14 protein-coding genes are annotated in these 14,646 nt (G+C 57.2%); 6 read left to right on the forward strand and 8 right to left on the reverse strand.

Annotation, left to right across the window (positions count from 1 at the left end):
- Positions 1-8 precede the first annotated feature (8 nt).
- Positions 9-767 (forward strand): SDR family oxidoreductase, encoded by a 759-nt coding sequence (locus tag ACR0MI_RS10030; protein WP_170614672.1) that lies wholly within the window; start codon positions 9-11, stop codon positions 765-767.
- A gap of 16 nt (positions 768-783) precedes the next feature.
- Complete coding sequence (locus ACR0MI_RS10035; RefSeq protein ID WP_170614527.1) at positions 784-1,560, forward strand: SDR family oxidoreductase; 777 nt, start codon at positions 784-786, stop codon at positions 1,558-1,560.
- Between the two features lie 218 nt (positions 1,561-1,778).
- Here ACR0MI_RS10035 and ACR0MI_RS10040 read toward each other — a convergent pair whose 3' ends face one another.
- From ACR0MI_RS10040 to ACR0MI_RS10070, 7 genes are all read right to left on the reverse strand, one after another.
- A complete protein-coding gene (locus ACR0MI_RS10040) occupies positions 1,779-2,999 on the reverse strand; it encodes an aminopeptidase P family protein (protein ID WP_170614526.1) in 1,221 nt (406 codons plus the stop codon).
- Positions 3,000-3,161: 162 nt separating this feature from the next.
- Positions 3,162-4,373, reverse strand: a complete 1,212-nt coding sequence (locus tag ACR0MI_RS10045; RefSeq protein WP_170614525.1) for an ABC transporter permease — start codon at positions 4,371-4,373, stop codon at positions 3,162-3,164.
- Between the two features lie 5 nt (positions 4,374-4,378).
- Positions 4,379-5,653, reverse strand: coding sequence for an ABC transporter permease (locus tag ACR0MI_RS10050; RefSeq protein WP_170614524.1), 1,275 nt, complete (start codon positions 5,651-5,653; stop codon positions 4,379-4,381).
- Positions 5,654-5,725: 72 nt separating this feature from the next.
- Positions 5,726-6,817: an extracellular solute-binding protein gene (locus ACR0MI_RS10055; protein ID WP_480854265.1), complete on the reverse strand. Its 1,092-nt coding sequence runs from the start codon at positions 6,815-6,817 to the stop codon at positions 5,726-5,728.
- Positions 6,818-6,920: 103 nt separating this feature from the next.
- Positions 6,921-8,021: an ABC transporter ATP-binding protein gene (locus ACR0MI_RS10060; protein WP_170614522.1), complete on the reverse strand. Its 1,101-nt coding sequence runs from the start codon at positions 8,019-8,021 to the stop codon at positions 6,921-6,923.
- Between the two features lie 136 nt (positions 8,022-8,157).
- A complete protein-coding gene (locus tag ACR0MI_RS10065; RefSeq protein WP_170614521.1) occupies positions 8,158-8,868 on the reverse strand; it encodes an aspartate racemase/maleate isomerase family protein in 711 nt (236 codons plus the stop codon).
- A complete protein-coding gene (locus ACR0MI_RS10070; RefSeq protein WP_170614520.1) occupies positions 8,865-10,010 on the reverse strand; it encodes a M24 family metallopeptidase in 1,146 nt (381 codons plus the stop codon). Before ACR0MI_RS10070 ends, ACR0MI_RS10065 begins: the two co-directional genes overlap by 4 nt.
- 192 nt (positions 10,011-10,202) lie before the next feature.
- Between ACR0MI_RS10070 and ACR0MI_RS10075 the strand changes: the two genes are divergently transcribed.
- A complete protein-coding gene (locus ACR0MI_RS10075) occupies positions 10,203-11,387 on the forward strand; it encodes a M24 family metallopeptidase (protein WP_170614519.1) in 1,185 nt (394 codons plus the stop codon).
- Between the two features lie 33 nt (positions 11,388-11,420).
- Here ACR0MI_RS10075 and ACR0MI_RS10080 read toward each other — a convergent pair whose 3' ends face one another.
- Positions 11,421-12,263, reverse strand: coding sequence for a LysR family transcriptional regulator (locus ACR0MI_RS10080; RefSeq protein WP_170614518.1), 843 nt, complete (start codon positions 12,261-12,263; stop codon positions 11,421-11,423).
- Between the two features lie 106 nt (positions 12,264-12,369).
- Between ACR0MI_RS10080 and ACR0MI_RS10085 the strand changes: the two genes are divergently transcribed.
- Genes ACR0MI_RS10085 through ACR0MI_RS10095 form a run of 3 tightly spaced genes read left to right on the forward strand, consistent with a single transcriptional unit; the run spans position 12,370 to position 14,643 of the window.
- Positions 12,370-12,969 carry an amino acid synthesis family protein gene (locus ACR0MI_RS10085; RefSeq protein ID WP_170816699.1) on the forward strand — a complete coding sequence of 200 codons (600 nt, stop codon included), beginning with the start codon at positions 12,370-12,372 and terminating at the stop codon, positions 12,967-12,969.
- Entirely contained in the window at positions 12,941-13,729 is a 789-nt protein-coding gene (locus ACR0MI_RS10090; RefSeq protein WP_170816698.1) for an alpha/beta fold hydrolase, read from the forward strand. Before ACR0MI_RS10085 ends, ACR0MI_RS10090 begins: the two co-directional genes overlap by 29 nt.
- Positions 13,726-14,643: a flavin reductase family protein gene (locus tag ACR0MI_RS10095; protein WP_170614515.1), complete on the forward strand. Its 918-nt coding sequence runs from the start codon at positions 13,726-13,728 to the stop codon at positions 14,641-14,643. The genes ACR0MI_RS10090 and ACR0MI_RS10095 overlap by 4 nt, the downstream gene beginning before the upstream one ends.
- Positions 14,644-14,646 lie beyond the last annotated feature (3 nt).

Genomic DNA, 14,646 nt, shown 5'->3' on the forward strand with positions numbered 1-14,646 from the left:
CTGAAAAGATCTCTCTCGACGGTCGCATTGCCTTTGTGACCGGGGCAGGATCCGGTATCGGAAGGGCAAGTGCCATCTCGATGGCTGAGTGCGGGGCGCACGTTGTCGTAACCGATCTTGTCGGTGAACTGGCCGAAGCGACGGCCCAAGAAATCATGGAAAATGGCGGCAGTGCCGACAGCATTGCGCTGGACATGACGGATGACGGCGCCGTTGTTGGCGCACTCCGGACGACAATCGAAAAACTAGGCCGACTGGACATACTGCATTCGCACGCAGGTATTCAGGTCGAGGGCACGTTGGAACAGGTCAGCCCCGAAGGCATGGATGAAAGCTGGCGGTTGAACGTACGGGCGCATTTCGTTGCGGCACGGGCGGTGGTCGGGCAGATGCGTGCGCAGGGCGGCGGCAGCGTCATCATCACTTCGTCCAATTCTGGGGTGCAGTATGACCGCGAAATGATTGCCTATGCGACCACGAAGCACGCAGTTGTGGCGATGGTGCGCCAGATGGCTGCGGACTATGCCAAGGACAATATCAGGTTCAATGCGCTGTGCCCCGGTTGGGTCGACACACCATTCAACGCTGGCTTTGAAACCCAGATGGGCGGGCGGGTGGCTTTGGAAAGTTATATCGCGAACAGCATCCCCATGGGGCGTTGGGCAAAGGCCGATGAAATCGCCGACGCGGTCGTGTTTTTGGCCTCTGACATGTCCACCTTCATAACGGGCCACGCGTTGGTGATCGACGGGGGTGAGTGTATCTGAAAAACGGGAGGGATTGATGGCACACCGGGCAAGACTGGAAGGAAAGACGGCTGTCATCGCCGGCGGAGCAACAGGGATGGGGCGTGCAACGGCCCTGTTGTTCGCGCAGGAAGGCGCAACTGTTTCGATCTTCGATATCAACGATGACGAGGGTCAGAAAACAGCTCAGATGATCCGTGATCAGGGCGGCAAAGCTAAGTTCTTTCACTGCGACGTCACCAGCGCCCGTGATATCGACACCGCATTTGATGCCAGCGTCGCCGAGTTCGGGGCATACAATGTGTTGTTCAATCATGCAGGCTCGATCATCGTAAAATCACTGCATGAGACATCGGAAGAAGAATACGATTGGCTGATGGACCTGAACGTGAAATCTGCTTTCCTTGTTTGCAGACGCGCGGTGAAAGAGATGGCCGAGAACGGCGGTGGTTCGATCGTCATCACCTCGTCGATCGCTGCCGAGTTGGGGTACGCGCTGGAGTCCGTCTACTGCATGTCCAAGGCCGCCGTCCTGCAACTGTCCCGCACGATCTCGACCGAGTATCGGGACGCCGGAATACGCTGCAACGCGGTCTGTCCCGGATTTGTTGAAACAGCACATGGGCTGAAGGAAATTGCTGAACTGGACGCCGCCGGCCAGGAATGGGAGGACAGCGGCATGGCCGCAACGCAGGGGCGCATCTGCTACCCTGAAGAAGTGGCCAGAACCGTGGTATTCCTCGCCTCGGATGATGCGAGTTTCGTCAATGGAACAGCCACCTATGTCGACAACGGCTGGCACGCGAAGGGTTGAAGACTGGAGAGCGGGTGGAAACTGATTTCCGAAGGCTTGGCATTCCCAGAAGGACGGCCGCCCTGCCCGCTTCTGGCTGACTAAATCTACATCTCGAGGGAATTTCGACTTTCGGGAAATCTCCATACGTCGAAAACCGGAACACTATTATTGCCGATGTATACCTGCTCGGCGCGCATCCATAAAAGGGTGGAGCCAAAGCTCCACCCCCTTGATCATCAGGCACCGATAATGTTGTGACCCGGTCCGTATGGGAAACCGGTGATGTTTTCGGCCCCGTCTTCACCCACCACCAGAATATCGTGTTCCCGGTAACCGCCCGCACCGGGCTGGCCTTCGGGAATCCACAGCATCGGCTCGATCGATACGACCATTCCGGGTTCCAGCACAGTGTCGATGTCCTCACGCAATTCCAGACCGGCCTCACGACCATAGTAATGACTCAGAACACCAAAAGAGTGGCCATAGCCGAAAGAACGATACTGAAGCAGGCCTTCGTCGGCAAAGAACCGGTTGATCTCGGCAGTGATGCCGGAACAGGTGGCGCCTGGCTTGATCAGGCTGAGGCCAAGTTCGTGCGCGGCCACGTTTGCCTTCCAAAGGCGCAGGCTGTCGGCATCCGGCTCGCCCAGAAACAGGGTCCGTTCCAGTGCGGTATAATAGCCCGAGATCATCGGGAAGGTGTTCAGGGACAGGATATCGCCCTTTTGCAGCGCGCGTTTTGTCACCGGGTTATGTGCGCCATCGGTGTTCAGACCGGATTGGAACCAAACCCAGGTGTCGCGGTATTCGGCATCCGGATAGGCACGCGCGATTTCCTCTTCCATCGCGTCTCGACCCGCCATTGCAACTTCGATCTCGGTTACGCCTTCGCGGATGGCCGCGTGAATGGCCGCACCGCCAACATCCGCAGTGCGCGCGCCGCCCTTGATCAGTTCAATTTCCTCTGCGGATTTGACCATACGAGCCGCCATCGTATCGGGCGCGACATCGACCAACTCGGGGGCACCCAGCATGCGCAGGGCAGTTTCACGCGCCGCAATGGTCATGTGGTCGCTTTCGATCCCGACCCGCTTGGCGTTTCCGATCAGACTTGCAACGGCACGCCAGTAGTTGTCGCGCTTCCAGTCGGTGTAGATCACGTTGTCTTCAACCGACCGGCGCCACGGTTGCCCGGCATCGATATTGGCGGACACGGTGGTGCAGTTGTCTTGGGTCACAACGCAGCCATACGGGCGACCGAAGGAACAATACAGAAAGCCCGAGTAGTAGGCGATGTTCTGCATCGACGTCAGCAGCACGACGGGGATATCCCGCTTGGCCATGATGGCGCGCAGCTTGCCAAGACGGCGGTCATACTCGGCCTTGCTGAACGGCAACGGGGCCTTGTCACCATTGTGGCAGGTGAAGAACTCGGGGCGGTTTGAAATGTCAGTCATCTTTGGTCTCTCATCCTTGCCGGGTGTGCAATCCCCGGCCACATGTCCCGGCGTTCAGGACAGGCGGTCTCGGGGTCCGAGAGCCGATCACCTCCTTAGACGCCGCGACGCCATCGCGGCGGAGATGAACAGGTGAATCGATAGATCAGACTGTTTGCTACGTCAAGCGGGCGAAAGACCCCGCAACCGTTCGGAACGGCGCCGCAACAGTTCGACCGTGGTCAACAGGGCAATCGACAAGACCACCAGGATTGTCGCAACCGCCAGAATGGTCGGGCTGATCTGCTCACGCAGGCCGGTGAACATCTGCCACGGCAAGGTCTTCTGGCTGGCGGAACCGACAAACAGTACCACGACCACTTCGTCGAATGACGTGATGAAGGCAAACAGACCACCCGAGATGACGCCGGGCAGGATCAGCGGCATCTGGATCTTGAAGAAGGTCCGCACCGGCCCCGCGCCCATATTGGCCGCAGCCCGGGTCAGGGACCGGTCAAAACCGACCAGAGTCGCCGTCACGGTTATGATCACAAAGGGAATACCCAGCACGGCGTGGGCCAAAATCACTTTCAGATAGCCCACGAAGTTCTTGTTCATGCCCAGCGTGCCTTCAAGGAACCGTCCGATATCGCTGTAGAAAAAGAACATGCCCGTCGCCGAGATGATCAGCGGGACAATCATCGGAGAAATCAGAATACCCATGATCGCGCGGCGCCCGGGAACGTGGGACTGGCTAAGACCAATGGCGGCCAGAGTTCCCAGCGATACCGAAATAACCGTCGCAATCGGCGCAATGATGAGCGAGTTCTTGAAGCTGCGCTGCCATTCGTTGTTGGTGAAGAAGTCCCGATAGTGCTTGAGCGAATAGCCTTCCGGGTCCAGCCGCAGCATCTCGGGCGTAAAGGTGAAGAAGTCCTGCGCGTTGAACGACAGCGGCAGCACCACAAGGATCGGCGTGATCAGGAAGACGAAGATCGCACCACAGATCACGCGAAACAGATAGTGGTAAAACACCTGTTGCGCTGTCAGGTACGGCAAAAGCTTGCGCCGATAGCGCCCCTCGTACAGCCAGTAGATAAACCAGACGAAAAACCAGCCGCCGAGTAAACCCAAGACGCCGCCCATCAGGCCGGCCACCAAAAACCCTATGACGCCGAATCCGACGATGTTGATCCACCGTGCGAGTTTTTCATTCTTAACAAGATTTATGTAGACCCAGGCCAGCCCCGTAATCAGGACAGCTCCACCCAGAATGCCAAGAAAAACCGAGCCATTTCCTGCGCCGACAAAGATGCCGGCAAAAGCCCCTGCCAGTGCGACACTGGGCAGAACCATGGACATGGGTTTGCGGGATATCGGTGTCAGTGCAGCCATCTTGATTATCCCAACTTCACGTTATCGATGCCCACGATCTTGTCGTAGACCCAGTAGAGCAGCAGCACGACCCCCAGAAGGATCGTACCCAAGGCCGCGGCAAGCCCCCAGTTCAATGAGGACGAGATGTGATAGGCGATCCGGTTCGAAATAAAGACGCCTTTGGTTCCGCCCACGATCTCGGGCGTAATGTAGTAACCGATCGCCAGAATGAACACGAGGATCGACCCGGCGCCGATCCCCGGAATGGATTGCGGGAAGTAGATACGCCAGAAAGTCGTCCAGTTCGTCGCACCCATGGATTTGGCCGCGCGCGTGTAAGTGGCCGGAATGGTCTGCATCACTGAATACATTGGCAGGATCATAAACGGCAGCAAGATATGCGTCATCGCGACGATTGTGCCGATCTGGTTGTTGATGATGATCAGTCGAGAGTCGTCCGCTACCAGCCCCAACCAAACAAGTGTATCGTTTATGACCCCCTGTTGTTGCAACATGACTTTCCAGGCCGATGTCCGAACCAGAAGGGATGTCCAGAATGGCAGCAGCACCAGGATCATCAACAGGTTCGACACCCGCATCGGAAGCGTCGCCAATAGATAGCTGACAGGGTACGCAAGCAAGATACAGGCACCCGTAATGACGAGCGACATGAACAGCGTGCGTCCGAAAAGCTTGATGAGGATCTGCTTGTCTTCCGGTTGGGCCTGCGCCCCTTCCGGCGTTCTGCGCATATCGACGGCATTCAGGAAGTAACCGTTGGTGATCGTCGGTGAATGGGTTTTCATCACCCGCCAGGTTTGTGGATCCCCCCAGCCGTCGTGGATCTCGATCAACTTCTCCTTGAACGGCCCGTCCGTTTCAGGATCCAGTTTTTTGATCTGACGCCCGGATTTGCGGAACATCGAGGACATACCAGTCTCTTCATAGTTCAAACGCGTGCCGAGCTTTGTGTGCTCTTTGTTGTCAATCGCAACAATCATGTCGCGCACGAATGCGTCATACACATCCTCGCCCGGCAACTCTCCTGATTGTTCGTCCCAGTTGTTCAGGGCCTCAACAGTCAATGGAAGAGTGTCGGACACGATGCTGTTTTCAACCGACCGGAACAGCATCGATGCAATGGGAACAAGGAATGAAAACAGGACAAACAGAAGAAGCGGCGCAACCAACATCAACGCCCGGAGCTTTTGCCGTCGTAGCGAACGCGCCAGCGACTGCTTAAGCGGTGTTCCATCAGCGGCCAGCATGGGGCCCGCGTTTTGGGTTGCGTCAGTCATTGTTGTCCCTTGGCTTTTTCTGGGTCAGGGGCAGGAATCCGCCCCTGACAGTGTCACCAATTCAACGGCTGCTTATTGCGCCAGCCACGCCTGGAATTTGGCGTCGATATCGTCGCGGTAGTCAGCCCAGAACTCGTAGTTGTAAAGGAACGTGTTCTTGGCGTTCTCCGGATCGGTCGGCATGTGCGGTGCCATGTCGATACCCAGATCGGCGTGCTGACCAACCAACGGAGCCGACGAAGCGCGTGCCGGGCCGTACGAGATGTACTTGGCCTGATCCGCCAGACGCTGCGTATCGGTCGCGAACATAATGTAGTCCAGCGCACGCTGCTGACGCTCTTCGCTCAGGCCGGCCGGGATGATCCAGCCGTCCAGATCGAACACCTGCGCGTCCCAAAGCATGGCGACGGGCTGCTTCTGCTCTTCGATCACGCTGAACAAACGACCGTTATAGGTCGAACCCATCACAACCTCGCCATCGGCCAGCAACTGCGGTGTGTCCGCACCGGCGGACCACCAGACAACGCTGTCTTTAATGGTGTCCAGCTTGGCCAGCGCCTGGTCCTGACCATCGGCAGTGGCCAAGACGTCATAGACGTCATCTTTGGCCACGCCATCACAAAGCAGCGCCCATTCCATATTGTTGATCGGGCGTTTTTCCAGCGAACGCTTGCCGGGATAGGTTTCCAGATCGAACACGGCGCAGATGTCGGTCGGTGGAGTATCGCCCACCAGATCGGTGCGGTAACCGAAGGTGGTGGAGTAGACGATCTGCGGGATAAAGCAGTCGCTGACCAGCAGGTCGCCGAAATCCTCGGAGGCCGGTGTTCCATCGGGCGCCGGAGCGAGTTGGGTGTCAAAGTCGATTTCAAGCGCAAGCCCTTCATCGCACAGACGAATTGCATCCGCAGCGACAACGTCAACCACATCCCAGGTGATGTTGCCCGCTTCGTTCATCGCACGCAGCTTGGCCACAGCTTCGTTCGAGCTGTCATCGTTCAGGATGGTCACCCCGGTCTTCTCGGAATAGGGCTCGTGATAGGCCTTCAGCTGCGACTTGGAATAGGCCCCGCCCCAGGAAACGATGGTCATTTCCTGTGCGAAGGCACCGCCAGCAATCACCCCGAGTGCCGCTGCTGTCAACAATGTTTTGGTTGTTTTCATGTATAACTCCCAGTTCTTCCCGTTTATGTGTGTGGTCGGCTGATGCACGGGTATTCACCAGCCAGTCCCTCAGTGAGGTCGCGCTTGTTCCGCGCGACTTGGTCTATGCGTCGAGCGCACGACAATCCTGAGCCAGCCAACCAATCTCGATCTCCTGCCCCGGGGACAGGCGGATTGCGTCTGGTGCGTTCCGGGTTTTGACTATGAAGTCATCGTTCCCTGCGACGGACATCCGGAACCGGAAAACGTCGCCCATATAAATGAACTCTTCGACGGTTGCCTTCAGAGTATGCGCATCCGCGTGCAGGCGATTCTTGTTGAATTCTACCCGCTCAGGCCGGATCGACACCTTGGTCCGTTCACCCGGTTTGTGAACATTGATCGGAACCGCGTCGATTTCAGAGCCATCATCCAGTTGGACAACACATGTGCCACCACCAATCGATTTAACGACACCTTCCAAGGTGTTGTTTTCCCCGATGAATTGCGCAACAAAGCTGTTTTCCGGTTCTTCGTACAGCTGATCAGGCGGCGCAAGCTGCTGAATGCGGCCATCGTCAAACACGGCAACACGATCTGACATGGTCAGGGCCTCGGTCTGGTCGTGAGTAACGTAGACCGTGGTGATTCCCAGTTCATGCGCAAGGCGCGTGATTTCGAACTGCATATGCTCGCGCAGCTGTTTGTCCAATGCGCCCAGGGGTTCGTCCATCAAAACCAGTTCGGGTTCGAAAACCAGGGCGCGCGCCAAGGCGATCCGCTGTTGTTGGCCACCGGACAACTGAGCCGGACGTCGACCTCCAAATTGGCCCATCTGAACCATATCCAAAGCGCGCTGAACCTTTTCCTCCCGCTCGGACTTGCCCAGCTTGCGGACCTCCAACGGGAACGAAAGGTTTTCGGCCACTGTCATGTGCGGAAACAGAGCATAGTTCTGGAAAACCATACCGATTCCGCGCTTGTGCGGTGGAATATTGTTGATGGGCTTGCCATCAAGCAGGATTTCACCGTGGGTGGCGGTTTCAAACCCTGCGAGCATCATAAGACATGTCGTCTTACCCGAACCTGACGGCCCGAGCATTGTCAGAAACTCACCCTTGGGCATCGCAAGATTTAGATCTTTAACGACGAGGTTCTCGCCATCATAAGACTTCTGAACGCGTTGGAATTCGACAAACGCGGCGTCGTTTAATGTACCGGTCACAAGACCCCCTGTTTCGTCAAATGATTATCCGAGAGTATCGGATTTCATTGATCTGTAAGCAGCAGTTAAGACCATGCAGTAGGCACTTGGCAACAATATATAGCGCATTTCCGCATTTTGAATTTAACTTTACCGCTCAGTGAACACCGTTGAGGCGACGCATATGCCATGCAAGGCTTTGATTACTCGAAAGAACCGGCTTGCCGATCTGCTCACGAATCTCGGGGATAGCATCAAGGGTGCGAAGGTTCGTGCAGCTAAGGAAGACGGCTTCAACCGACGGATCAGATCCCAGTTCAGTTGCGGCTTCAACCACGGATTGGACCGAAATCCGCGCAACCTTTGCCTCTTCGGCCTGCCCGAAGGTTCCAAATACATCCATGGTTATTCCGTTTTCCGAGAACGCGTTTCGCAGCGGTGCGTTGACCTCCTCGATGTAAGGAGAAAGCAGCGCGAATTTCGAAACACCTAGGTGCGCAGCGCAGGCCGTAGCGGCACGCAATGGATTTGTCACTTCATCTGTATTGCACGCCTGCTTTACAAGCTCTGCCACACGCTCTGATCCAATGACCGAACTGGCCGACGTGCAGCCATATCCAACCACCCGAAAAGGCCGCGCGCCTGGCAACAACCCCGCCGCCGCCGGCAGGGCTTTCTCCATTTCCGCAAGGCTCTCGGTTGTTACCTCGATTCCACTGGGTATTCGCGTTATGTAAAGCGGGTTCTTCCGGTCTGAGAAATACGCACTGAATTCCGGCTCAATCGTTTCGTCGACTTGCAGAACAATCAACCCAAGCGGCGAAGCCTGCGGGTCGTCTTCGTCAAGCGTGTAGGGAACGTGGGTCATAGCTCGATCATCTCCGGCCCGATGCGCGGGCTGATAAACCGCGGGGCGTCGGCTGTTACAACGATGTTTTCTTCGTGAACCAATATCTTGTCACCAACCGCAATACCCGGCTCCAACGTCAGCACCATACCAGGTTCAAGGACGGTTTGGTCCGTCGGGATAAGAGACGGCCATTCGGTCAGCGACATTCCCAATCCGTGTCCCAATCGCCCTGCATCCGTGCCTTCAGAGTCCTTGGTCAGCACCGTATTCATGGCATGAAACAAGTCCGCCGCGGTCGCGCCGGGCCGCGCGATTTCGAACGCAGCGCCGGACGCTTCAATCAGCCTAGCGTAAGCAGATTTCACGTCGGGATTTGCAGGACCCACAGACCAGTTGCGGTCGAAATCGCTGAAATACCCATCCCAGACCAGGCCGGTGTCAAGCATCAGTACATCGCCAATCGCCAAAGGCGACGAAGAGGCAGGCGAAATCACGTCAGAGTAACCGCCCTGCTCTGCCCCACCCGCGAGATACGGCACCCAGTCGGCACCTTCCTCCAGACAGAGTATCTGGAAACGACGAAAAACCTCATCCAAAGGCACGCCGACCCGGGCAATCTCGGGAACTCGGGCGAATGCCCGACCGGCTATGCCGCATGCGGTTTCGATTTTGGTGATCTCTGCCTCGGATTTGACCGTGCGCAGTTGGCGCAAAATACCGTGGTCTCCTGTGACACGGCGCGAGCCAAGACTGATACGCAGACGTTCAATATCCGACATGGGCATACGCGCGTGGGTCTCGTGACCATCGGGCATTCCGATACGACCGTCGGCTGGCGTCAACTCCCTCAGGGCATCGGCCAGAAGCGAGACGCCGTCGTCCTGCAGGTCGGGTGAACTCCACGTTCGGATATCATCAATCCAAGTCTGCCCCATCAGCGAAGCACCGATGGAGGGAATAACAGCGACAGGTTTACCGGCCGCAGGCAAGATCAGGAACCAGGGGCGGGTCGGGCTTTCCCAGAACCTGGTCAGGTATCCGGTAAAGTACCGCACGTCGGTTTCCGTGGTAAGCAACAGCGCGGACAAACCTGCGTCATCCATCAACGCCTGCGCGCGTTTGGTACGATTCGCGAATTCCGTTGGCTCGAACCCCCTCATTCGGCGACCACAGCGCTGGTGTCCCACGTGCAGGCCGAAACGTTGGAACGATACGGCACAGTTGGCGCAGTTCTTCGGTCCAATCGGTGTGGATTGATATCGGTCTTCATGCCCCCCCCAATTTTGGTTCGTTGACGTGAGCCGATCGGTAGGGTTCTGTCAACCAAAGTCTGTTGCTAACTGGAGACGCCCATGACCCATTCCGATCCAGCCTTCAGTCAGGCCGAGTATGATCGCCGTCTTGCCAAGACCCGAGAGGCGATGGTCGCAAAAGGAATAGACTGCCTGTTTGTCGAAGATCCCTCGAACATCGGGTGGCTCACCGGGTACGAGGGTTGGTCTTTTTACGTTCACCAGGGCGCCCTGATCTTTCTTGATGCGGACCCGATCTGGTGGGGACGCCGTCAGGACACAAACGGTGCGCTACGCACAGTGTGGATGGGGGACGATCGGGTTTTCGGATACGCGGATCATTTCGTGCAATCGACCACACGGCATCCGATGCAGGATTTGGCGCAGCTGATTGTCAAATGCGGGCATGGCGCTAGCCGAATTGGGGTGGAACTGGACAACTACTACTATTCGGCCAAAGCCCATATTGCGCTGACGTCCGAATTGCCTGAGGCAACAGTGATTGATGCAACGGCTTTGGTAAACTGGCAACGAGCCGTGAAATCCGACGAAGAAATCACCCTGATGCGCAAGGCGGCCCGAATATCGGAGTTTGTTACTGACGGCGTCCTTGAACGCGTTGAACCCGGGTTGCGCAAGAATGAACTGGTCGCGCAGATATATCATGATGCGATTACCGGCGTCGGTGATGATTGGGGGGACTACGCCGCCATCGTGCCACTTCTGCCGTCGGGATCTGACGCCGCCGCGCCGCATCTGACCTGGAATGGTGATGTTTTCAAGTCGGGTGAATGCACGTTCTTTGAGCTTTCAGGGTGCTATCGCCGCTATCACGCGCCTTTCTGTCGATCGGTATTTCTGGGTCAGCCACCTGATCACCTCAAAAGAGCCGAGGAAGCTTTGGTTGAAGGACTGGAGGCGGGTCTGGAGGCCGCAAGACCCGGCAATCGCGCGAGTGACATCGCCAAGGCGCTGGCGGCACCGCTCGAACGCGCCGGTATCGAACGCGGTGCTCGCTGCGGCTATCCCATCGGCCTCAGCTATCCTCCGGATTGGGGCGAACGCACGATTTCGCTGCGGGACGAAGACAATACGATCCTCGAAGCTGGCATGACGTTTCATTTTATGCCGGGACTTTGGATGGATGATTGGGGTCTTGCGATTACCGAGTCGATCCTGATCGGGGAAAGCGGACCAGCCGAGTGTTTGTGCCAACGACCACGAAAAATGTTCGTGAAACCCTAAGAACGGCACGGACTATTAAGTGTCGATGCCTGATCAATCGCTAATCTGTTCAAGCAACCAGTCATGAAACAACACGGCTGCGGGATTGGAGGTATCGGCGGAAAGGTAATATCCTTCGTTGCATTCGACAGAGCAGCTATGCGCGCGTTCGACCAAACCGGACGCAATCGCGTGTTTCGCCAGCAATTCGCTGACCAGAGCGACCCCGCTGCCATGAACGGCCAGTTGAAGCGCCATGCCGAATGTATCGACAAAAACGGTTGGCTGACGCCGCACGTCCTGCTTTTCGAACCATGTATTCCAACCGCTTGACGTACCGACTGCCTCAATCAGGGGAAGGTCAAACGGGTCTCCGGCAAGTGTCGGCGCCTTGAATGCAACCAGGCCGTCCGGCCTTAAGCGCTCGGACCCCTGCCCCACTTGTTTTTCTGACCCAAACCGGACCTGAACGTCAGCCTGGGACGCGTGAAAATCGTCAGGCCAGATTGCACTTAACAGCCGCACGCTAATGTCGGGATGGCGCGTGGCGAAGTCCGAAAGATGCGGGGCGATGACCCATTGTGCGATGCTGACAGATGTCGCCACCGTCAAAACATCGCCTGGTGCGCTGGCATCGGCCCTTCCGGCGGCAGCGGCCAGGACTTCAAGCGCGCTGCCAACTTCGGGCAACAGTTTTCGCCCGGCATCTGTCAGGGCCAGACTGCGCGGATGCCGGACAAAAAGTGCGGTCCCCAATCGCATCTCAAGAGATTTTACCTGCTGACTAACTGCCGATTGCGTCAGCCCGATTTCTTCCGCCGCCGCCGTAAAGCTCAGGGTGCGAGCCGCAGCCTCAAAGGATCGGAACCAGGTCAGAGGCGGAAGTGATTTCCCCATTGGTCAAGCTGGCCATTAGTCTTTTTAATGTAAAAGCACATAATTCAATCATTTGTCAAAATCCACGGCCATTTCTAACCTCTGCCAGCGCGACAGGAGGGTTAAGATGCAGCCAGAGATACGCAAGATTGTAACCTACGACGAGGAGGTTCTTGTCGAAGGGTTTCGCCCCGTGGAAACCCCGTGGCGCATGTTTGCCGTGGCCGCAATAGTCACCAATCCATGGGCCGGTCGGTACGTCGAAGACCTTAAACCTGAAATTCAGGCCTATGGCCCCGTTCTTGGCAAGATGATGACAGACCGCATGATTGCATTGGCCGGGAGTGGTGACGCAATCGAAGCTTATGGCAAGGCAGCCGTCGTCGGGCTGAATGGCGAGGTCGAGAATGCTTCGGGCCTTATTCATACTCTGCGGTTCGGCAATCATTACCGGCAGGCGGTTGCCGCTAAATCCTATCTGGCGTTTACAAACACACGTGGCCCGGCGAATGCGCCGATCATGGTGCCATTGATGGACAAGAACGATGCCGGTCGGCGTTCTCACTACCTGACCATTCAATTCTCGATCCCGGACGCGCCACGCGACGACGAGATTGTCGTTGTACTGGGCGCGGCAACCTCGGGCAGACCGCATCACCGCATCGGCGACCGTTATCAGGACCTTAAGGACTTGGGCCATGACGTGGACAACCCGGCCGCGGTCTGAGATCGGCGGGTTGGCCGCAATTCAAGCTGGCTCAGGACCGGACGTTCTGTTGCTGCATGGCGTTGGCTTGCGGGCTGAAGCCTGGGGCGCTCAGTTGGACGCACTTGCCTCTGCGAGCCGCCTGACCGCTCCGGACATGCCCGGTCACGGAGAAAGCCCGCTTGGTGATTCAGGCGGCGAGCTGTCGGACTACATCCATGCGGCATTGAGTGTTCTGGGTTGTCTGAATGGGCCGGTCGTTTTGGTCGGCCACTCGATGGGCGCCATGATCGCGCTGGAACTTGCCGCCAAAGCACCGGATCAGGTCCGTGGCGTCGTGGCATTGAATGCCATTTTTGAACGCAGTGCAAAAGCAGCGCAGGCGGTACAGGATCGGGCCTCGGAACTGGACGGCGAAACACAGGCCGATCCGACGGGCACGTTGCGCCGGTGGTTCGGCGATGCCGCCTCACCTGAACGCGATGCCTGTCGTGAATGGCTGATGGCCATGGATCCAGCAGCCTACAAGTTGGCCTATACGGTTTTTGCCCAAAGCCAAAGTCCGCGGCGCGACGAGTTGGTGAAACTTGCCTGCCCAGCGCTTTTTCTGACCGGCAGTCTGGAGCCGAACTCCACCCCCGACATGTCCCGAAACATGGCAGATGCCACACCGAACGGGCGGGCGCAGGTCATTGACGGTGCGGCACATATGATGCCGATGACACATGCAATTCAGGTCAACGCCGCCATTTCCAGCTTTCTGAGCGAGGTGCAACCATGACCAAACTCGACCCCAGTGACCTCCGGCGCGCTTTTGGCAGCTTCATGACCGGCGTGACAGTCGTTACCACACGAAATGCCTCTGGCGCTGCCGTGGGCTTCACGGCAAATTCCTTCACATCGGTTTCGCTTGGCCCGCCGCTAATCTTGGTCTGCCCCGGCAAAAGCCTGTCTTCATACGACGAGTTCTCAGCATGCAACTATTTTGCGGTGAATATTCTGGCCGAAGGGCAGGAAGAAGTGTCCAACACATTCGCCGGGTTCAAAGGTGATCGATTTGCCAAAGCTGGCCACACCCTCGACGCGCGCGGCATTCCACTGATCGACGGCGCGGTCGCGACGTTCTCCTGCCGGACCCATCAGGTGGTCGAGGCAGGCGACCATTGCGTTTTGATCGGGCAGGTCGAGGCGTATTCCCACAACGAAACCCCAGCGCTTGGCTTTGCGAACGGACGGTATTTCAGTCTCGGTCTGGAACGCGGTGCGCTTGAACCCACAGGGCGAAAGGTCGTCTGCGGCGCAATCATCGAACATGAAGGGCATATGTTGCTGGAGAAAAACGATGCTGGTTTCAGACCGCCCCAGGTCACGCTTTCAGACCGGAGCCAATTGCGAAACGGCCTTCGGCAAGACCTGCACGCTCGTGGAATAGACGCGCGTCTGGGCGTTGCCTACTCGGTCTATGACGATGCCACGACGCACCATGTCTACATACTTGCCAATGCGGCGGAACTTCCACGGCACGGCAATCTCGAGGCGGTCGCAATCAAGGATTTGGCGACCCTTTCTTACGCGACGCCTCCAATCGCCACCATGATGTCTCGTTATGCACTGGAAAGCCGAACCCGCGACTTCTCACTTTATCTGGGCAACGCGCAGCAGGGCGACACGCACAGCCTCTCGGAAAGGACCTGAATG

The organism is Ruegeria sp. D4 (genome assembly GCF_056534475.1).

Coding starts and splice junctions, on each gene's coding strand:
- ACR0MI_RS10035 (WP_170614527.1), top strand. CDS start 784: ATGGCACACCGGGCAAGACTGGAAGGAAAGACGGCTGTCATCGCCGGC.
- ACR0MI_RS10040 (WP_170614526.1), bottom strand. CDS start 2,999: ATGACTGACATTTCAAACCGCCCCGAGTTCTTCACCTGCCACAATGGT.
- ACR0MI_RS10045 (WP_170614525.1), bottom strand. CDS start 4,373: ATGGCTGCACTGACACCGATATCCCGCAAACCCATGTCCATGGTTCTG.
- ACR0MI_RS10050 (WP_170614524.1), bottom strand. CDS start 5,653: ATGACTGACGCAACCCAAAACGCGGGCCCCATGCTGGCCGCTGATGGA.
- ACR0MI_RS10055 (WP_480854265.1), bottom strand. CDS start 6,817: ATGAAAACAACCAAAACATTGTTGACAGCAGCGGCACTCGGGGTGATT.
- ACR0MI_RS10065 (WP_170614521.1), bottom strand. CDS start 8,868: ATGACCCACGTTCCCTACACGCTTGACGAAGACGACCCGCAGGCTTCG.
- ACR0MI_RS10070 (WP_170614520.1), bottom strand. CDS start 10,010: ATGAGGGGGTTCGAGCCAACGGAATTCGCGAATCGTACCAAACGCGCG.
- ACR0MI_RS10075 (WP_170614519.1), top strand. CDS start 10,203: ATGACCCATTCCGATCCAGCCTTCAGTCAGGCCGAGTATGATCGCCGT.
- ACR0MI_RS10080 (WP_170614518.1), bottom strand. CDS start 12,263: ATGGGGAAATCACTTCCGCCTCTGACCTGGTTCCGATCCTTTGAGGCT.
- ACR0MI_RS10085 (WP_170816699.1), top strand. CDS start 12,370: ATGCAGCCAGAGATACGCAAGATTGTAACCTACGACGAGGAGGTTCTT.
- ACR0MI_RS10090 (WP_170816698.1), top strand. CDS start 12,941: ATGACGTGGACAACCCGGCCGCGGTCTGAGATCGGCGGGTTGGCCGCA.
- ACR0MI_RS10095 (WP_170614515.1), top strand. CDS start 13,726: ATGACCAAACTCGACCCCAGTGACCTCCGGCGCGCTTTTGGCAGCTTC.